The organism is Azospirillum sp. TSH100 (genome assembly GCF_004923295.1).
Taxonomy (GTDB): Bacteria; Pseudomonadota; Alphaproteobacteria; order Azospirillales; family Azospirillaceae; genus Azospirillum.
In genome coordinates this window covers 131,767-151,429 of record NZ_CP039635.1, presented here as the reverse complement: position 1 = coordinate 151,429, position 19,663 = coordinate 131,767, and the positions used below count along the sequence as shown (strand labels likewise).

Below are 19,663 nucleotides of genomic sequence, written 5' to 3'. Positions count from 1 at the left end.
AAATGGCCCCGTCATCGACCATCGCCCGTCACACGGTTATCGCCTCACACTGCGATCGTCGGCTCCGCGCCGCCGCGTCCGGCGACGATGTGGTTCATGATGCAGGTCATCACCGGTTCGCCGCGCTGGTTCAGCGTGGTGTAGGCCAGCCGCACCGTGCCGCGGCCGCCGCGGCGCGACGGGATCGTCTCCACCACCTCCACCCGGACGCGGATGGTGTCACCGGGCCGCACCGGCCGCAACCAGCGCAACTCGTCCATGCCGGACCCGCCCAGGCTGGTGCCGGTGATCAGCCCGGTGTCGCGGAACAGCCGGAAGGTCAGCGACAGCGTGTGGAAGCCGCTGGCGATCAGCCCCTGGAACGGCCCGTCCGCCGCCGCCACCGCGTCGATGTGGAAGGGCTGCGGGTCGAAGCGCAGGGCGAAATCCATGATCTGGCTCTCGGTCAGGGTCGCTCCTTCCGAATCGAACACCTCGCCGATGCGGAAATCCTCGAAATGGCGGCCGGGCATCGTGTCGTTTCTCCCTCGGGTAAAGTCTTATCGTTGCGGCCAAAGAGTAGCCCGGCCGGATCGCCCGTCAAAGGGAAGGGATTTGCAGCACCACGGCATAGGTCCTATGGCGTAAACCTTTGGCGTAATTCGCATTCCTGTTGGGATCGGGCATGGTCCCGGTCGGATTCCTGACCATCGACGGACGGATGTCACCACTCCCCACGCCCAGAAACACCCCAAGCACGTCGATGCTGTCGCCCTTCCGCTGCGTCGTGTTTTCGGTCGCCGGGCAGGCTCTGGCACTGCCGGTGGAAACCGTGCGGCGTTTCTTGCCGTTGCCGCGGCTGGAGCGGCTGCCGACGGCGCCGCTGCCCGTGGAGGGGGTGTTCCGCTATCAGGGAGAGGTGGTGCCGGTCCTGCGCCTGGATGTCCTGCTCGATCTCGGGGCCGGCGGAATGGTGCCGGGCCTCTATTCGCCGCTTCTCCTTGTCACATGGCAGGGCCGGCCGGCGGCGCTGCTGGCCGATCAGGTCCATGGCGAAACGGCGGTCGATCCGCGGGAGCGCACGCCGTCCGACCCGTCTCTGAGCTTCAACGGCTGCGCCGTCGGCGCCTTTCCGGACCGGGTGACCGGCCGCGGCGGCGGCGTGACCCTGATCGACCCCGACCGGCTTTTGAGCGAGGCGGAGGGCCGGCTGCTCGACGCCTTCCGCACGGTGGCCGAACGGCGGCTGGCGCAGTGGCAGGAGCCTGCCGATCCCCTCGATGCCTCTCCTCGGGACGCGACAGCCGCCGGGGAGGGGGGCGTATGATGCCCAACCCTTCCGCAACGATCGAGTCGATCCGCCGCGACCCGCATTTCCCGCGCCTGAAGGCGATGGTGATCGACGCCACCGGTCTCGCCTATTACGCCGACAAGGACGCCGCCTTCGCCGAACGCATCAACCGCCGGCTGCCCTTCGGTCCCATCGCCACGGTCGCCGGCTATCTGGCGGCGCTGGAGGCGGAGGGGCCGGGCGGTCCGGAATACCAGGGACTGATCAACGAGCTGGCGGTGGGGGAGACCTTCTTCTTCCGCTATGTCGAACAGTTCGACGCGTTGCGCGCCGTCGCCATTCCCGAATGCCTGCGCCGCAACCAGTCGAGCCGCCTGCTGCGGATCTGGAGCGCCGGCTGTTCGATCGGGCCGGAGGCCTACACCATCGAAATCCTGCTGAAGCAACATTTCGCCGCCCAGTTGGAAGGCTGGCAGGTCCATATCGTCGGCACCGACATCAACGGCGCCTTCCTGGAGCAGGCACGGCGCGGCGCCTATGGCGACTGGGCGGTGCGCGGCCTGTCGCCGGAAACGCTGGAGGCCTGTTTCGACCGCCGGGACAGGCTGTGGTCGGTGAAGCCGAAATACCGGCAATGGACCAGCTTCATGCCCTTCAACCTCGTGGATGGGGCGATCCCCTCCTATCCGCATGGGATCGGGCATTTCGACATCATCCTGTGCCGCAACGTCATGATCTATTTCGACGAGGCGACGCGGCACCGGCTGCTGGGCGACCTGCACAAGGCGCTGGCCGAGGGTGGCTGGCTGGTGGTCGGCCATGCCGAGGCAGGGCCGCAGATGAACGAGCTGTTCATCCCGGTCTCGGTCCCGGGCGCGACGCTCTACCGCAAACAGGCCGAAACGACGACCACGGCTGCGCCGATCCGCAGCGCCACCGCCGTTCCGGCACCGGCCGCGCCGGTCGCCACGATCGCGCCGCGTCGGGCCGGAAGGTCTGCGGCGAAGCTCGCAACCGATGCCGCCGGACCGGTCTCCGCCCCGCGCTCCCGCAGGACCGTACTGGCGTCTTCGTCCGTCGAACCCACCCCGCCGGATGCGCCTGAGACCAACGAGCGCTCCTCCGTGCTGGAAGCCTGTCTGGCGCGGGTGGAGGCGCAGCGGCTCGACCCGGCCGCCCACTATCATCTGGGGCTGGTGGAGGAGGAGCTCGGCGTCGGCGATCCGGTGGCGGCCTTCAAGCGGGCCTTGTATCTCGACCCGCGCTTCGTCCTGGCTGACTACCATCTGGCGCTGGCCTATTGGCGCCGCGGCCGGCTGGTTCCGGCCCAGCGCCATTTCCGCAATGCGCGCGAGGCGCTGGAGAGCCGTCCCGACGACGAAGCGGTGACCGAGGGCGGCGGCCTGACCGTTCAGGAGCTGCGCGGCATGTTGGACCTCTGGCTGACCGGTGAGGAGGGCTGATGGACGAGACGCTTGCCGGCGCCGGCCCTGGAGCCGCACCGCTCATCGCCGCACTCGATAGCGCGTCGCCGGACCGCGCCGCCGCCCGCGCATCCATCGACTGGGATGCGGTGCGCGAGAAATTGGCGCGCCGCACCGCCGATCTCGAGGCGATCTTCGCCGGCCGTGGCCCCTGGGCCGACGCCGTGCTTGCCCGCCGGGCCGAGGAGCTGGCGGAAACTCCGCAGCCCGACGACGAGGCCGGCATCGGCACGTCCATGCTGATTGCGCGCGGGGTGGAGACCCTTTATGGGCTGGAGTTGCGCCATCTCGGCCATATCGTGCCGATGCCGCGGCTGGCCCGCGTGCCGGGCGCGCCGCCCGCCGTCCTGGGGGTGATCGCCGTCGCCGGCCGGGTGATGCGGCTGTTCGACCTCGACCGGCTGTGCAGCGGGACGTCCGCCCGGGGGGCCGCCGGCAGCGCCGAGGCCGACCAGACCGGCTACGCCATCGTGCTGCGCACCGGCACCGGCCGTCCGGCCGCCTTGCGCCTGCGCGAGGTGGAGCGGGTGGCCGACATCATGGTGCCACGCGCATCCGCCCCGGTGGAGGCCGGGCCGCTGATCCGGGCGATTACCGCTGAGCGCATGGCGGTCATCGACATGACGGCGCTGCTCGACGTCGTGAAGACCTGAAGAACGACCCATCCCTCTGAAGAGCCGATCCAACTCAAGAGCCGTCCGGGACCGGAGCAGAAGAATGAACATGAAAGTCGCCCATAAGCTGGTCCTGGGTTTCGGCGTGGTCTGCGTCCTGACCGCGCTGCTGGCGCTCTACCAGATGTCGCGCTTCTCCGACGCGCTGTCGGTCATCATCGCGGTTTCGACCTACGACACCGAGGCGGCCGACATGGTGACGGCGGTCGGCAATTATCAGGCGGAGCTGCGCAGCACGCGCGAAACGGCGCTGAACGCGGTGTCGGTCGCCAATGCCGAAGGGCGGGTCGCCGACATCCCCACCATCATGGCGCCGCTGCGCACCCGATATGACGAGGTCGGCGCCAAGCTGCGCGAGACGCTGGGCAAGCTGCGAGGGATGGTCGCCGAACGTTCGACCAACAGCGTGACCGACAGCCGCCGCAAGGGCTGGGTGGAGCTGGACACCGCGGTGAACGAGATGAACCGCGCCATCGGCGCGGTGGGGGACGAGGCGCGGACGATCTACACCCTGCTGGAGCGCAACCAGATCGCCGACGCGCTGCAACGCCGCCAGCGGGTGGACGAGCTGCGCAAGGTGATGGAGCAGCGCATCGATGCCGCCCAGACCGCCATCGACCATCTGACAGCCGCCGGCCGCGACGATATCCGGGCGATCTACAATTCCGCCATCCAGTCCTCGATCATTGCGCTGGTCGTCGTCTTCCTGATCGCGGTGGCGGTCGCCTATCTGATCGGCAGCTCCATCACCCGCCGCCTCGGCCGTGCCATCGACTTCGTCACCAAGATCGGCCACGGTGACCTGACGCAGGAGATCGTGATCGCCGGCAAGGACGAGCTGGCCATCCTGGGCCAGCATCTGAACGAGATGGCCGGGCGGCTGAAGTCGATGGCCCGCACCACGCGGGAGACGGCCGAGAGCGTGCACGCCGCCACCGCCCAGATCCGCGCCTCGACCCAGCAGCAGTCGGCCAGCGTCGCCGAACAGCTGGCGGCGGTGGAGCAGACCACGGCGACCCTGTCGGAGATCACCGAATCCGGCGCCCAGATCAACCGCCGCGCCCAGGACGTCTCGCACGGCGCCCAGACGGTGGCGGCCTCCAGCCATTCCGGCATGAAGGCGGTGGACGACACCATCCAGGCGATGGACGCCATCCGCGAACAGGCCGAGGCGGTGGCCGAGAACATCGTCATGCTGTCGGAACGCACGCAGGCGATCGGCGAGATCATCGTGACGGTGAACGACATCGCCGAGCGCTGCCACCTGCTGGCGCTGAACGCCGCCATCGAGGCGGCGGCGGCCGGCGAGCATGGCCGCACCTTCTCCATCGTCGCCGGCGAGATCAAGAGCCTCGCCGACCAGTCGAAGGAGGCGACCGCCCAGGTCCGCTCCAACCTGTCGGAGATCCAGCACGGCATCAACGCCTCGGTCATGCTGACGGAGGAGGCGGTGAAGCGCGTCGCCGCCGGCAAGCGCCAGACCGACGCCACCCAATCGACCATCCGCACCATGGCGGAGAACATCCAGGAGAGCGTTCTGGCCTTCCAGCAGATCGTCGCCGGCACCAACCAGCAGCAGATCGGTCTGGAGCAGGTGATCCAGGCGCTTCAGAACATCCGCGAGGCCAGCAGCCAGACGGCGGCCGGCACCCGCCAGCTGGAGGGGGCGGCCGCCAATCTGAACAATCTCGGCCAGGGGCTGGTCGAGGCGGTGCGGAACTATCGGGTGTGATGCGGAGCCTCTGATGGACATCCGCCAGCGTCTGCTCGCCGCCTTCGACCTGGAGCACAAGGAGCATCTCGCCGCGATTCGCACCGCGCTGCGCGAGGCGGAGGCGACGGGCGACGCGCCGGACCTCGTCGACATCCACCGGCGTGCCCACAGCCTGAAGGGCGCCGCCCGCGCCGTCGACCTGCCGGAGGTGGAGGCGATCTCCCACCGGCTGGAGGCGGCCTTCATCGCCGTGCAGAAGGGCGGGATCGCGCTGGACCCCGTCACCGTCGGCGTGGTCCGCCGTTCGCTCGACGCCATCGAGGATCTGGTCGGCTGGTCTCTCCAGGGCGGCGGCGAGGTGGAGACGGCCGGCGTGCTCGCCGACCTCGACGCACTGGCCGCCGGCCGCATCGGCGGGCCGATCCCCGCCGCCATTTCGGCAGTCCCCACCCGCAACCCCGAGCGTCGGCCCGCGCGCCAGCGTGATGGCGCTACAGAGGCCGACACCGCCGCCCTGGTCCGCATCGCGGCACAAGGGCTGGAGCGCCTGTCGGAAACCGCGTCGGCCCTGTTGCCGGAGGTGGAGGCCCAGGCCGGGCTTGGCGAGCAGCTCCGCGCCATGCGTCAGGAATGGCGGGCGCTCGACCGGGCATGGCGGCATCTGCGGGTGCAGATCGGCCGTGGGGCCGCTGCGGACGCGCTGGACGGCCGCGGCGCGCTGCCTGCCCTGATGGCTTTCGAGCGACGCTTCCGCGCTCTCGGTGGCGCGCTCGACACCGCGCACCGCAGCCACGACCGGCTCCTGTGGTCGATGCGGCGCTGGGGCGGCGGCTTCCAGCAGGACATGCGGCGCCTGCGCATGCTGCCGGCGGAAAACCAGCTGAGCGGCCTCGGCCGCATGGTCCGTGACATCAGCCGGACCGAGGGCAAGGAGGTCGAGGTCGACGTCCGCGGCCTGGAGGTGGAGGCCGACCGCGCCGTCCTGCAACGGCTGAAGGATCCGATCCTGCACATCGCCCGCAACGCCATCAGCCACGGCATCGAAACGCCGGCCGAGCGGCTGGCGCTGGGCAAGCGGCCGGCGGCGCGCGTCACCATTGCCGCGTCGGTGGAGGGCGCGCGCCTGCGCCTGCGCATCGAGGATGACGGTCGTGGACTGGACCGTGCCGCCATCCTGCGTAAGGCGGCCGAACGCGGCCTGATCGATGCCGACGAGCTGTCTTCGACCGACGAGCTGCCGCTGGAGCGGCTGACCGAGTTCCTGTTCCACCCCGGCTTCTCCACGGCCTCCCACACCACAGAGCTGGCCGGACGCGGCATGGGCCTCGCCATCGCGCGGCGGGAGGTGGAACGGCTGCAGGGCAACCTGACCATCGCCGACCGCCCCGGCGGCGGCACCGCCGTCATCATCGAGGTGCCGCTGAGCCTGCTCAGTCAGCGGCTGGTCTTCGTCGCGGTGCAGGACCAGATCCTGGCGATCCCGTCCGCCGACGTGGTCCGTCTGCGCACCGCGGCGGCGGAGACGTTGTTCTCCGGCGTCGGCACGCCGATGATCCGCATCGGGGAGGAGGAGATCGCTGTTACTTCCTTGGCTGCCCTGCTGGGCATGGAAGCGCCGGTGGTGCCGTCGGCCGAGCGTGGTCTGTCGCTGGTTGTGGTGCGGGCGGCGGACCGGCGGCTGGCGCTGGCGGTCGACCGCTTCATCGCCACCCGCGAGACGGTGGTGACCGCGGCGGAGGAGACCGGGCTGGACGCCGGCCGCTATCTCGGCACCGTGCTGATGGACGATGGCGGTCCGGCGCTGGTGCTCAACATTCCCGGCCTGATGCCGCTGCCCGGCAGCACCCTGCCGGCCCCGGCACGCCCGGCGGAAGAGGTTACCCCTGACCGGGCGCATATCCTGGTTGTCGATGACAGCATCACCACCCGCACGCTGGAAAAGAGCATTCTCGAAGCCCATGGTTATCGGGTGACGCTCTGCGTGGACGGGCGCGAAGCCCTGGAGCGCCTGTCGGAAGGGATGGAGGTTGGCCTGATCATCAGCGACGTCGAAATGCCCCGGATGGACGGCTTCGCCCTGTTGCAGGCGGTGAAGGCGGACAAGCGGCTTGCCGAGATCCCGGTGATCCTCGTCACCTCGCGCGCCAGCGACGAGGACCGCGAGCGTGGCCTGCGCCTGGGCGCCGACGCCTACATCGTCAAGACCCGCTTCGACCAGAACGAGCTTCTGGCCGGCATCCGGCGGCTGCTGTGAGCGCGACGGGCAACAGCGGCACCCCCACCACCGGTTCCAGGCGCATCCGCGTGCTGGTGGTCGAGGACAGCCCCGTAATCCAGCAACTCCTGAGCCACGTCATCAGCGCCGACCCGCGGTTGGAGGTGGCGGGCATCGCCTCCAGCGGCGAGCAGGCGTTGCGCATGATCGACCGCACCGCCCCCGATGTGGTGTCGCTCGACATCCGGCTGCCGGGCATCGACGGCTTCGAGGTGACCAGCCGCATCATGCGGCAGAACCCGTTGCCGATCGTGGTGGTGGCGTCGGACGTGCGCGACCTCGACATCCCGATGCGGGCGCTGCAGGCCGGTGCGCTGGCGGTGGTGGAGAAGCCCGGGAGCATGGCTCGTGCCGACTACCAGACGGTCGCGCACCATCTCTGCACCCAGCTTGTCATCATGAGCCAGGTGAAGGTGATCCGCCACCGCATCGCTGCCCGCGGCTCACGCCCTGCCTCCAGTGTTTCCGCAGGAGTTTCGGCGGATGCGCCGTCTCAGGACAGCCGGTTGCCGACGGCGGCGGTGGCGGCCGACGGGCGGGGGCGGCGCTTCCGCGGGGTGGGCCTCGTCGCCTCCACCGGCGGCCCGGCGGCGCTGGCGAAGATCCTGAAGGACATGCCGGCCGACTTCCCGCTGCCGGTCTTCGTGGTCCAGCATATGGGCGCGCCTTTCATGGCCGGTTTCGCCAGCTGGCTCGGCACCGTCTCCCCTCTGCCTGTGCAATTGGGGGAGGCTGGGCTGACGCCGCGACCGGGCACGGTCTATGTTGCGCCGGGCGACCGGCACCTGCTGGTGGACGGCGCCACGATACGCCTGTCGGCGGACCCGATGGTGTGCGGCCAGCGCCCGTCGGGCGAGGTGCTGTTCCAGTCGATGGCGCGCGCCTACGGCGCATCCGGCATCGGCGTGCTGCTGACCGGCATGGGAGAGGATGGCGCCAGGGGGCTGGCCGACATGCACAGGGCCGGTGCCTACACCATAGCGGAGCACGCCTCCACGGCGGTTATCCACAGCATGCCCGGCACCGCGGTGCGGCTGGGCGGTGCGGTGGAGGAACTGCCGCTCGACCGGGTGGCCGGACGGCTGCTGCAACTGACCTCCGACGATAAGATGGCGTCATGAACGGACTCCGCACTCTGGTTGTCATGGGTTCCCAGACGCAGGGGCTTCTGCTGAAGCTGCTGCTGGAGGAACGCGGCGTGGAGACCATCTGCGTCGACGGCGTCGAGCCCGCTTTGGCGGAGATCGCCGGAACTCCGCAGGATCTGCTGATCGTCGAGGGGGAGCTTGCCGGCCCCACCGGCTTGGCCGAACTGCGCGCCCGCACCGACGCCGCCGTCATCGTGCTTGGCCGTGGCAAGGGGGAGAGCGACCCATCCGATCCCAAAGCGGTGGTCGAATCCGCCTGCGGGCTGATGGAGCGGCGCAGCGCCCCGCCGACGGCGCCGGAGATCTTCAGTCGTGCCCGCATACTGATCGTCGATGACAGCGCGACCTACCGCGAGTTCCTGCGTGCCGAACTTGAGCAGGAGGGCTGCACCGTCATAGCCGCCCGCAACGCCGACGAGGCGGTGGCGGCGCTGGCTGGTGATGGATTGGACTGCGTCATCCTCGACCTTGTGATGCCGGGGACCAGCGGCACCCAGCTTTGCGAGCGGTTCGACCGGTTCCGCCGCCAGCGCGGCCTGTTTTTCCAAATCGTCATCCTGACCAGTCAGGATGACGAGGAGCAGCTGATGATAAGCCTGACAGCGGGTGCTGACGACTTCGTCGGAAAGGGGCAGACGATGGATGTCCTCAAGATCAGATTGATGGCGCTTCTGCGCCGTAAATACTTCGTGGAGGATCATCTGATCCGCTCGCCGCGTCCTGCACCTTCCGCATAGGAGGGGAGTAGAGCCATCGTGTGATTTCGGAAGCCGTCTTGTCCGTTTATTCTCTGCGGGCTTTTTGAAACTGTCCGATGGACCGACCGGTGCCGGTGCCGATTCCAATGGCGATCAGCCTCCAGCCCGTCCGTGAGCCCCCGATCTCCAGAGACACCGACGCAAGAGATTCAGACGCGATGCACCGATCTTCGGCCACCCCCATGTCCCCGACCGATCTGCGCTATCGCGAGTGCCTTGAGAACGCGCGGCGTGTCTGTGCCGCTGGAACAGTGCCGACCATGCTGGTGGTCGGCGGGCCGGAAATGGCGGCCGTCCGCTGCAACGAGTCCCTGGCCACCCTGTTGAACCGCCCGCGCGCCGCCACGCGTGACGAGAGCGGTCCGACCCTGCTGCCTGGCGTCTGGACCGCGGTGGCCGAGGCATTGGGGCCGCTCTACCGTGATGGCGGCGCGCAGAGCCCGGCCACGCCCCCCGACAGCATTCTGCTCACTCTGCCGGCCGACCCGCCGCTGAGCCTGCGTGCTGCGCCGCTGCTGGTCGACGGCCGCGTTGTCGGGGTGCTGGCCACCGCGACACTGGATGGTGCGATTGCGCAACTGGCGGAGACCATGCGGGCGGAGGTGGCGCGCACCACCGCGGCGCGGTCGCGTTTCCTGGCCTCGGCCAGCCACGACCTGCGCCAGCCCTTCCAGGCGATGCGCCTGTTCCTCGACGCGCTGACCACCCAGGTGGAGGGCAACGCGCGGGCCACCCGCACCGCCGGCATGCTGGCGAATGCGATGACGGCGGGCGAGCAGTTGCTGAACGCCCTGCTGGATATTTCCACCCTGGATGCCGGCACGGTGGAGGCCGACATGCAGGCGGTGTCGCTCGACTCGCTGCTGCAATCGCTGGCCGAGGAATTCCGCCCGCAGGCGGAAGAGAAGGGCCTGCGCCTGCGCGTCCATCTGCCCTGCCGGGCGGTCACCCGCAGCGACCCCGTCCTGCTAGGCCGCATCATCCGCAACCTGCTGGCCAACGCCATCCGCTACACCCAGCGCGGCGGCATCCTGCTCGGCTTGCGCAAGCGCGACGGTCAATGGCGCATCGAGGTGTGGGACACCGGCTTCGGCGTTCCCCAGGACAAGCTGGACGTCATCTTCGACGAGTTCCACCAGCTGACCAATCCCGCCCGCGACCCCACGCGCGGGCTCGGCCTCGGGCTTGCCATCGTGCGGCGCCTGTCGGTCCTGCTGCACGCCCCGGTCGACGTTCAGTCGCGCTCGGGCCGTGGCTCCGTCTTCGCCGTCACCGTCGACCGCCTGGAGGGGGAGGACGTGCCGGCCGATGCGCCCGCCGCGGCGTCGGCGTCCGAACATGGCACCGAAGGGGTGCCGCTGGACGGCATGCGCATCCTTGTGGTGGACGACGACAGCATGGTGCTGTCCGGTCTGCTGCTGACCCTGGAAAGCTGGGGCTGCGCCTTCGTCTCGGCCTCCAACATGCGCGAGGTGTTCGCTGCTGTCGATGGGCTGGAGGGACCGCCCGACGCCATTCTGACCGACCTGCGCCTGCCGGGGAAGGTGTCCGGCTTCGACGTCATCGACCGCGTGCGCAAGCTGTTCAAGGCCGACATTCCGGCGGTGGTGCTGACCGGCGAGACCGCGCCAGAATCCCTGTTGGAAGGCCAGCGCCGCGGCTGTGCCTTCCTGCACAAGCCGCTGCACCCCGGCGAGCTGCGCCGCGTGCTCGAGGAGGTGCGGCGGGACGGGGCGGGCTGCTGAAAGGTCGTTCCCCTCAATCCCGCGGCGGGCTCTGCAGGTACAGCACGAGCAGCCGCACAAGACTCTCCAGCGCGTCGGCGTGGATGCGCTCGTAGCCGTGCGAGGCGTCGATGCCGAAGCAGACCAGCGCCGTGCGGATGTCGTTGCCGGCCTCGATGGCCGAGGCGCTGTCGCAGCGGTAATAACGGAAGACGTCACGCTGGTGTGGGATGTTCTGCGCCTGGCACAGCGCGATCAGCGAATGGGTCAGCGCCAAGTCGAAGGGACCGGTGCTGTCGGCCATGGCGATGGTGACGCCATATTCGCTGCTGTTCTGGCCGGGGGCGGTGGTGCCGTTGTCGATGGTCACCATCTCCGCCACGTCCTGGTGCAGGATGGATGACGCGCCGGATCCGACCTCTTCGGAGATCGTGAACAGCAGGTGGCAGTCCACCGGCAGGGCCGCCCCGGCATCGACCACAGCCTTCGCCGCGCCCAGCATCACCGCCACCCCCGCCTTGTCGTCGAGATGGCGCGAGACGATGTAGCCGTTCTCCAGGAATTCCGGCTGCGGATCGATGGCGACGATGTCGCCGATGTTGAAACCGCGCTCCTCAAGATCCCGCCGGTTGGCGACCGGGGCGTCGACGCGCAGCTCCACCTGCTGCCACGTGACCGGCTGACTGTCGACCTCCTTGTTGAAGGTGTGGCCCGACGCCTTCAGCGGCAGGATGGTGCCGCGCCAGGGGCCGCGGTCGGTCAGCACGGTGCAGCGCCCCCCTTCGGCGAAGCGGGACGACCAGTGGCCGATGGGCACCAGTTCCATCCGGCCATTGTCCTTCAACATCTTCACCTGGGCGCCCAGCGTGTCGACATGGGCGACCAGCGCCCGGTCGGGAGTGGAGCGCACCCCCTTGAGGTCGGCGCGGATGGCGCCGCGCCGCGTCAGTTCATAGGGGATTCCCATCCGCTCCAGCTCGGCACAGCACAGCCGCACCACGTCCGTGGTGTATCCGGTCGGGCTGGGCGTGGTCAGCAGCCGGTAGAGGATGTCGGTGACATAGCCCATGTCGATGGGCAGCGGCACGGCCATGGTTGGATCTTCCTCCTGCTGAAACTTCTCCCGCCTTGCTGAGGATCCCCTCTCCCCCCCGGGGAGAGGGTTAGGGTGAGGGGGACGCGTGGCGTGGATTCTTGTGAAGCACACGCGGTGCATCCCCCTCACCCTCCCCACTTCGTGGGGCCCCTCCCTCTCCCCGCTTTCGGCGGACCAAGGGTCCGCCTGTCGCGTCAGCGCAAACAGAGTTTGCGCGAGAGCGGGGGAGAGAGGGCGAATTCGCTAAAGCACCCCCCGCGTCTGCGGAAACAGCAGATCGACGAAACGTTCCGCCGTCGGCTGCGGTTCGTGGTTGGCAAGGCCCGGCCGCTCGTTCGCCTCGATGAAGACATGGCCGGGCCGGTCGGGCGACTCCACCAGCAGGTCGAAGCCCACCACCGGGATGTCCAGCGCCCGGGCGGCCACCGTCGCCACCTCCACCAGTTCCGGGTGCAGGCTGTCGGTCACATCGTGGATCGTCCCGCCGGTGTGCAGGTTCGCCGTCTTGCGCACCGGCAGCACCTCGCCCGCCGCCAGCACGTCGTCCAAACTCTTCCCGGCGGCGGCGAGGCAGCGGTCGGTCTCCGCGTCCAGCGGAATATGGCTTTCCCCGCCGGTGGCGGCGGCGCGGCGGCGGCTCTGCGCCTCGATCAGTTCGCGCACGCTGTGGCTGCCGTCGCCGGTCACCTCGGCCGGGCGGCGCACCGCGGCGGCCACCACCTTCTTGTCGATGACGATGATCCGCAGATCCTGCCCCTCATAAAACTGCTCCAGCAGCACCGTGTCGCAATGTTGGCGGGCCGATGCGACGGCGCGCTCCATCGTCCCGGCGTCGCGCACGTCCACCGTGATGCCGCGCCCCTGCTCGCCGCGCGCCGGCTTGACCACGATGCGGCCATGGGTCGCCAGGAACGCCGCATTCTCCTCCGCCTCGCCGGCAATCATCTGGGCCGGGACCTTCAGGCTGGCCCGCTCCAGAACGCGCCGCGTCACCGCCTTGTCGTCGCAGCGGCTCATGGCGACGGCGCTGGTCAGCTCGCTGAGGGATTCGCGGCAGACCACGCTGCGCCCGCCCCAGGTCAGGGCGAAATAGCCGGCCTCGGCATCAAGCACATCGACGCCGATGCCGCGCCGCCGCGCCTCGTTGACGATGATGGTGGCATAGGGGTTCAACTGCTCGCCCGGCTGCGGGCCGGTGAACAGCCGCTCGTTGATCGGGTTCCTGGTCTTCAGGGCGAAGGCCGGGATCCGGCGGAAATTCAGCTTCTCATAGAGCGCGATGGCGTTCTCGTTGTCGTGCAGGACCGACAAATCGAGGAAGGCGCGGCCGCGCGCCTGCACATGCTCCGCCACGGTGCGGACCAGCGTCTCGCCGATCCCCGGAAACGAGGCCTGCGGATCGACCGCCAGGCACCAGAGCGAGCTGCCATTCTCCGGATCGCCATAGGCATGGGCATGGTCCACCGCCGTGACCGAGCCGATGATCTCGCCGGTGGCATCGTCGCAGGCGACGAAATGGGTCAGCACCCGGCTGTTGCGCGAGGCCACCAGGAAGGAGGCGGAGACCGGCACCATCCGCCGCCGGGCATAGATGCGCTGCACCCCCTCGGCATCCTCGCGCGTGCGCAGCCGGCGGACGCTGTAGCCCTTGGGCCGGCGCCGCGACGGCCGGTAGTCGGTCAGCCACAGGCGGAAGGTGTGGGAGGGGTCGAGGAACAGCTCCTGCGGCGCCCGCGACAGGGCGACATGCGGGTCCTGCAGATAGAAGACGATGTCGCGGGTGCCCGGCGCCTCCTGCCGCAGCGTCTCGATCATGCGGTCGAGATCGTCGAAGGTGTGGGCGAAGATCAGCCGTCCCCAGCCGCAATCCACAACCACGTCGGCGCGCGGCGCGTCGGCCCCGGTCTCCCCCGCCGGCGGCCGGCCGGTGTAGCGGCGGGTGTGGCGCAGGGTGGCGCTGGCGGCGCGTTCCAGCCGGTGCGGTTTCACGCGGGCGTAGCTCATGGGATCCCCCTGATGGTCGGCCTGCTCGTCGGATGCGGCTCCACGCATTGGCAACATCCGGGAACGCGGATCGGTCGCGCATCCGGATGTGCCGGCGGAGCATCGGTCGTTTTGAGTGGCCTGCTTACAGGCCCTGTTCCTGGAACCAGAATTCCAGCAGGGCCACCTGCCACAGCTTCGATCCCCTGAGCGGCGTGATGTGGCGTTCCGGATCGGCCAGCAGCCGGTCGAGATGGTCGCGGCGGAACAGCCCGCGCTGGCGCGCCGACGGGGCGTTCAGCACGTCGCGCACCCGCTCCAGGAAGGGGCCGCGCAGGTATTTCAGCGCCGGCACCGGGAAATAGCCCTTCGGCCGGTCGATCACCGCCGCCGGCACCACCCGCCGCGCCGCTTCCTTCAGCACATATTTGCCGCCGTCCGGCAGCTTCATCTCCGCCGGGATGCGGGCGGCCAGTTCCACCAGCTCATGGTCGAGGAAGGGCACGCGCGCTTCCAGCCCGGCGGCCATGGTCATGTTGTCGACCCGCTTCACCGGATCGTCGACCAGCATCACCGTGGTGTCGAGCCGCAGCGCCTTGTCCACCGGCCGCCCGGCGCCCGGCATGGCGAAGCGCTGCTCCAGCCAGCGGCGGGAATGGTCCTCGCCGATGAATCTCGGATCGAGCGCCTCGGCCATCTCCGCATGGTCGCGGTCGAAGAAGACGCGGGCGTAGTCGCCGACGGCGTCGCGGCTCTCCAGCAGCGGCGGATACCAGTGATAGCCGCCGAACACCTCGTCGGCGCCCTGGCCCGACTGCACCACCTTCACCTGCTTCGCCACCTCCTGCGACAGCAGGAAGAAGCCGATGTTGTCGTGGCTGACCATCGGTTCCGACATCGCACGCACGCAGTCGGTCAGCTCCGGCAGGGCGCGGGCGCTGTCGACGAAGATGCGGTGGTGGTCGGTGCCGAAATGCCTGGCGACGATGTCGGAATACTGGAACTCGTCGCCGCGCTCGTCACCCACCGTCTCGAAGCCGATGGAGAAGGTCTTCAGCCCGCTCTGTCCGTTCTCGGCCAGCAGCGCGGTGATCAGCGAACTGTCCAGCCCGCCCGACAGCAGAACGCCGACCGGCACATCCGCGACCAGCCGGCGGCGCACCGCGCGGGTCAGCGTCTCCAGCACCAGTTCGCGCCACTCGGCGAAGTCGCGCCCCTCGTCGCCGGCCTGCGGACCGAAGGTCAGCGACCAGTAGGTATGCTCACGCCGCGTACCGTCCGGCTCGACCACCAGAACGGTGGCGGGCGGCAGCTTCCGCACGCCCTTCAGGATGGTGTGGGGCGCCGGGACGACGGCGTGGAAGCTCATGTAATGGTGCAGCGCCACCGGATCGACGTCGGTGTCGATGCCACCGGAGGCGACCAGCGCCGGCAGGGAGGAGGCGAAGCGCAGGCCCCCCGGAATATCGGCCAGATACAGCGGCTTGATGCCCAGCCGGTCGCGGCCCAGCACCACCCGGCCGCTGTCGCGCTCATGGATGGCGAAGGCGAACATGCCGTTCATGTGCGTGACGAACTCCGGCCCCCAGGCGTGATAGGCCTTGATCAGCACCTCGGTGTCGCCGTCGGAGAAGAAGCTGTAGCCGAGCCCGGCCAGCTCCTCGCGCAACTCCCGGTGGTTGTAGATGCAGCCGTTGAAGACGATGGCGAGGCCCAGGGCGGAATCGACCATCGGCTGCTGCGATGCCTCGCTGAGGTCGATGATCTTCAGCCGGCGATGGCCGAAGGCGATGCGCCCGTGGGCGAACAGGCCATGGCCGTCCGGCCCGCGCGGCGCGAGCTTTTCGCACATGGCCTGGACGGCGGCCGTGCTCGCCGCCTCGCCGGATTTGAAACGAATCTCACCACTCAGTCCGCACATCGGCTGTCGAGCCTCCTCGTTGGTTCAGGACGAAGGAGCGCGCTCGACCCGCAAAAAGGGCCAAACTGCACCGCCATTACCCGCCTGGACCAACGCTTGGCAGGGCTCAAGGTTCCCTGTGCAGGGCTCTGCTCAGAGCCCGAAGAATCCGCGCAGCCGGGTCAGCAGCGCCTGCGGTTCCACCGGCGGCGACGGGGCGGCACCCTGCTGGCGGGCGGTTTCGGCGGTGTTGCGGCTCTGGCGCTCGGCCATCAGTTCCGCCAGCCGTTCCGCCAGTTCCGGCCGGCGGCGCAGCACCGGGTCCAGGTGGCTGCGGGCCAGCTCGAACACCACCGCGTCGGTGCAGGCGACGACAGAGGCGCTGCGGGGCTGCCCGGTCAGCAGCGACATCTCGCCGAACAGGTCGCCCGGCCGCAGCCGCGTCAGGTGCAGCACACCCGGCCGCTGCCCGTCCCCCGCCTCGGCCGGTGCGGCGATCTGCACATCGAACACGCCTTCGGCGATGACGAACAGCGACTCTCCCGCATCGCCCTGGCGGACGGCGGCGGAGCCGGCCGGCACATGGATCTGCCGCATCGCCAGGGCCAGCGCATCCACCTCGTCATCGTCGAAGGCGTCGAACAGGTCGGTCTGGCGCAGCAGGCCACGGCGCAACGTGTCGGTGTCGGGCAATGCCGGCTGGCGCCGGCGCACTTCCTGCTTGGGCCGTGCCGGCTCGATCCCGGCACGGGCGAGGTTACCCAGCACCGCGGTCAGCACGGCATCGCGCACCTGCGACAGCCGGGCGCCGTCGTCGGCCCAGAAGCGCGCCACATAGGAGATGCCGTTGGGCGTCACCGCGTCGACGAGCACGTCGGGCCGGGGGGTGGGCAGCACGCCGTCCGCGCACAGCATGGCCGACAGCAGGATGCGCTTGGCCCGCTCCACCGGCACGTCCTGGTCCAGCAGGATCGGCACGGTGGCGCGGAAAGCCGGGTTGGGACGGCTGTAGTTGACGAAGCGGCTGCCGGCGACGATGCCGTTCGGCACGACGATGGCGGTGCCGTCGCTGGCGATCAGCCGGGTGGCCCGCCAGTTGATCTCGTCCACCCGTCCCGCCACGCCGGGCGACAGCTCCAGCCAGTCGCCCAGCCGATAGGGATGTTCGATGTTCAGCGCGATGCCGGCGAAGATGTCGGCGATCATGTTGCGCAGAGCGAAGCCCAGCACGGCGATGGCGACGCCGGAGGTCGCCAGCAGCCCGGTCACCGGCTGTTCCAGCACGAAGGCCAGGATCGCCAGCACGGCGACGCCATAGACGAAGAAGCGCAGCAGGTCGGCCAGCAGCCGCGGGATGCGCGGTGGCCGCGGCGTGCCGTCATGGCCGAGGCCGCCGTTACCGGCCGCCAGCAGATCGACCAGCCGCGCCCCGCCCCAGGCGGCGACCAACCACGCCGCCGACGCGACGGCGATGTCGAAGCCACCGCTCAGCATCGGACCGAAAATCGGCTCCAGATGGCCGTGCAGCCAGGGCTTCGCGGCGACCAGCGCCGCCAGCAGGGCCAGGACCAAGGCAGGGGCGGACAAACGCCGCAAGGCGGTCATCGACGGGGTTCTCCTCGACGGCCGGCTATGGGGAAACCGGGCGAGGGCGACGATGGCACGAGCACGCGCCGTTCCGTCAAGCAGTCAATTGAAACCACCCAATCACATCAGGAGCTTGCCCCCTCAGATGCTTGGCCTTTCAGACGCTCATCGGCCGCGTCGTCGCCGGTGGATAGCCCAGGATGAAACCACCGATCACCGGGTCTGTCCCCGCGACCGTTCCGGCGAAGACATAGGCGCGGCACAGCACCGCCAAGGCGGTCTCGGCATCGCCGCTCTTGCACCGGAAGGCCGCGCCGTCGCGCAAGTCCGCGAACTCCCCCTGCCAGAAGGATGGGTCGTCCAGCGGGCCGAAATTCATCGCCCAGAAACCGAAGGATCGTCCAGGCCGCTCCCAGCGGCCCAGCACAGCCATGTTGCAGTGTCGCTCGTCATGGGAAATGCGGTCGAACAATCCATTAACGGCGTCAGGTTCCCCTTCCAATACCTGAAGGAAGGTACCCTCATGTTCGATAAGGAAACCGGTTACGCCCAAACGCCGATTGTTTGCAGAGCTTCGTACGCAAATGTCCGCCAGTGCCGAAAACGGCAGCAGGGACACCGCATCGCTGCGATAGAGCAAAGTCAGCATCGGCCTCCTCCCTCTTTTACTATGAGAGTGGTGCCAAAGCTGGAGCGTCGTAACCCTTTCTTTCGTAGAACCCATGTCGCACCCAGCGGACATAGTCCGAATCGGCAGGGTCTAGCGGCAGCTGCGGAAGGCTCCCATGTCCATGTGGAAATGGTTCCTGTGCGCCTCGTTGTAGTCCGGTCCCAGCACAACATCGAAGAAGCGGCAGGCGCCGTCGCGCACGTCGCGCAGGAAGGCCGCCTTCCGCTCGCCAGCTCTGTCGCTGCCGCGCTTCGCATTCCAGTCGTTCAGCACGCCGATCCGCGTCCCGTCGGCCAGCACGAAGGCGGCGAGGTCGATGGCGTTGGCGGTCGCATGTTCGCTGCGCTGCCCGTCCGCCCGGCCATAGACATTGCGGCAGGCATAGGTGCCGAGATGCTCGACCCGTGCCACCCTCTGCCCGAAATGGCGCTGCGCCGCCGGTTGCAGGGCGTTCGCCTCGAACAGGGTCCAGGCAGCGGCCAGTCCGCAGGTGGCGATGAAGCCGCTGCTGAAGGAAACGTCGGAGCGCGTCACCCGCACCACGCCACTGAGCGCGCAGTTCTCGTCCGACGGGCGGTCGGGCAGCGGGGTGAAGCGCAACCCTGTCTCGCCCAGCGCCCCGCGGCACTCCTCGGGATCGCGGGTCAGCCGCGACAGCCTGAAGCCGGTCAGCCAGTCCGGTTCCGCCCGCAGATCAAGCCGTGCCCAGGGGTCGAAGTGCCGCGGCACGACGATCAGTCCGGCCCAGACCCCTGCCGCTGCTCCCGCCAGCGCCAACAGGATCAGCAGGGTCAGCCATGGCAGCAACCGTCCCATCGCGCAGACCGGTCGCTAACGGTCGAGCAGTCCGTGCCGCCGATGCCAATCCTCCAACGATTCTTCCGGATAGCGGGCGAAGTGCACGTCGTTCGGCCCGTCGGGCACCTCCACCCACGGCGCCTTGAAGTCGAGCATGATGTGGACAAGTTCCGGCGGCGTCGGCAGCGGCGTGTCGATGGCCGAGGCGAAGGGATGGACCAGTTCCGGCCAAGCCGGATCCTCCGCCCACAGTGCCGTGCCGCAGTGTTTGCAGAAATGCCGGTGCGACGGGCCGGGGTGGGTCTGGCCGGGATGGTCGGGGTCCTCGATCGGCGCCCGCCACATCGCCACCGCCTCGCGCCCCTCGACTTCCAGCGTGTCGGCATCGCCACCCAGATTGATGGCGTATCCGCCGCCGCCGGCGCTCTTGCGGCAGATGGTGCAGTAGCAGCGCATGTAGGGCACTGGCGTCGGCGAGTTCAGCGTGAAGCGGACGGCGCCGCAGCGGCAGGAACCGGAAAGCTTCATGGCAGGGGGCTCCACGATCAGATGGGCTCTTCCGCACCAGATGGGACCGCAATT

General features: G+C 69.1%; 16 protein-coding genes. 8 read left to right on the top strand and 8 right to left on the bottom strand.

The genetic code is table 11. The annotated features are described in order from the left end of the window. Positions 1-44 precede the first annotated feature (44 nt). A complete protein-coding gene (locus E6C72_RS13375) occupies positions 45-512 on the bottom strand; it encodes a MaoC family dehydratase (RefSeq protein WP_109086828.1) in 468 nt (155 codons plus the stop codon). Positions 513-742: 230 nt separating this feature from the next. Here E6C72_RS13375 and E6C72_RS13370 point away from each other — a divergent pair, with 230 nt between their 5' ends. From E6C72_RS13370 to E6C72_RS13335, 8 genes are all read left to right on the top strand, one after another. Further along, positions 743-1,306, top strand: a complete 564-nt coding sequence (locus tag E6C72_RS13370; protein WP_247875823.1) for a chemotaxis protein CheW — start codon at positions 743-745, stop codon at positions 1,304-1,306. Next, positions 1,303-2,733 carry a protein-glutamate O-methyltransferase CheR gene (locus E6C72_RS13365; RefSeq protein WP_109086830.1) on the top strand — a complete coding sequence of 477 codons (1,431 nt, stop codon included), beginning with the start codon at positions 1,303-1,305 and terminating at the stop codon, positions 2,731-2,733. The genes E6C72_RS13370 and E6C72_RS13365 overlap by 4 nt, the downstream gene beginning before the upstream one ends. Beyond that, the gene (locus E6C72_RS13360) at positions 2,733-3,407 is read left to right on the top strand and encodes a chemotaxis protein CheW (protein WP_109086831.1); all 675 of its coding nucleotides are present in this window, start codon (positions 2,733-2,735) and stop codon (positions 3,405-3,407) included. The genes E6C72_RS13365 and E6C72_RS13360 overlap by 1 nt, the downstream gene beginning before the upstream one ends. Positions 3,408-3,477: 70 nt before the next feature. Further along, positions 3,478-5,160: a methyl-accepting chemotaxis protein gene (locus E6C72_RS13355; RefSeq protein WP_247882137.1), complete on the top strand. Its 1,683-nt coding sequence runs from the start codon at positions 3,478-3,480 to the stop codon at positions 5,158-5,160. Positions 5,161-5,173: 13 nt separating this feature from the next. Continuing rightward, entirely contained in the window at positions 5,174-7,396 is a 2,223-nt protein-coding gene (locus E6C72_RS13350; protein WP_109086833.1) for a response regulator, read from the top strand. Next, entirely contained in the window at positions 7,393-8,538 is a 1,146-nt protein-coding gene (gene cheB, locus E6C72_RS13345) for a chemotaxis-specific protein-glutamate methyltransferase CheB (protein WP_247875824.1), read from the top strand. Before E6C72_RS13350 ends, cheB begins: the two co-directional genes overlap by 4 nt. Further along, entirely contained in the window at positions 8,535-9,302 is a 768-nt protein-coding gene (locus tag E6C72_RS13340) for a response regulator transcription factor (RefSeq protein WP_109086834.1), read from the top strand. Before cheB ends, E6C72_RS13340 begins: the two co-directional genes overlap by 4 nt. Before the next feature lie 203 nt (positions 9,303-9,505). Beyond that, complete coding sequence (locus E6C72_RS13335; protein WP_247875825.1) at positions 9,506-11,068, top strand: hybrid sensor histidine kinase/response regulator; 1,563 nt, start codon at positions 9,506-9,508, stop codon at positions 11,066-11,068. Between the two features lie 13 nt (positions 11,069-11,081). Here E6C72_RS13335 and E6C72_RS13330 read toward each other — a convergent pair whose 3' ends face one another. The 7 genes from E6C72_RS13330 to E6C72_RS13295 all read right to left on the bottom strand — a co-directional run bounded on the left by E6C72_RS13330 (position 11,082) and on the right by E6C72_RS13295 (position 19,609). After that, positions 11,082-12,140, bottom strand: a complete 1,059-nt coding sequence (locus E6C72_RS13330; RefSeq protein ID WP_199228793.1) for an osmoprotectant NAGGN system M42 family peptidase — start codon at positions 12,138-12,140, stop codon at positions 11,082-11,084. Between the two features lie 246 nt (positions 12,141-12,386). Continuing rightward, complete coding sequence (ngg, locus tag E6C72_RS13320) at positions 12,387-14,195, bottom strand: N-acetylglutaminylglutamine synthetase (RefSeq protein ID WP_247875826.1); 1,809 nt, start codon at positions 14,193-14,195, stop codon at positions 12,387-12,389. 76 nt (positions 14,196-14,271) lie between these two features. Further along, on the bottom strand, positions 14,272-16,047 hold the full coding sequence (locus E6C72_RS13315; protein ID WP_109086836.1) for an N-acetylglutaminylglutamine amidotransferase: 1,776 nt from the start codon (positions 16,045-16,047) through the stop codon (positions 14,272-14,274). A 132-nt stretch (positions 16,048-16,179) separates the two neighbouring features. Then, a complete protein-coding gene (locus E6C72_RS13310) occupies positions 16,180-17,631 on the bottom strand; it encodes a mechanosensitive ion channel family protein (protein ID WP_109086837.1) in 1,452 nt (483 codons plus the stop codon). Between the two features lie 139 nt (positions 17,632-17,770). Next, entirely contained in the window at positions 17,771-18,262 is a 492-nt protein-coding gene (locus E6C72_RS13305; protein ID WP_109086838.1) for a BLUF domain-containing protein, read from the bottom strand. A 111-nt stretch (positions 18,263-18,373) separates the two neighbouring features. Beyond that, positions 18,374-19,099, bottom strand: a complete 726-nt coding sequence (locus tag E6C72_RS13300; RefSeq protein ID WP_109086839.1) for an extensin family protein — start codon at positions 19,097-19,099, stop codon at positions 18,374-18,376. Positions 19,100-19,114: 15 nt separating this feature from the next. Beyond that, a complete protein-coding gene (locus tag E6C72_RS13295; protein ID WP_109086840.1) occupies positions 19,115-19,609 on the bottom strand; it encodes a GFA family protein in 495 nt (164 codons plus the stop codon). Between the last annotated feature and the right edge of the window lie 54 nt (positions 19,610-19,663).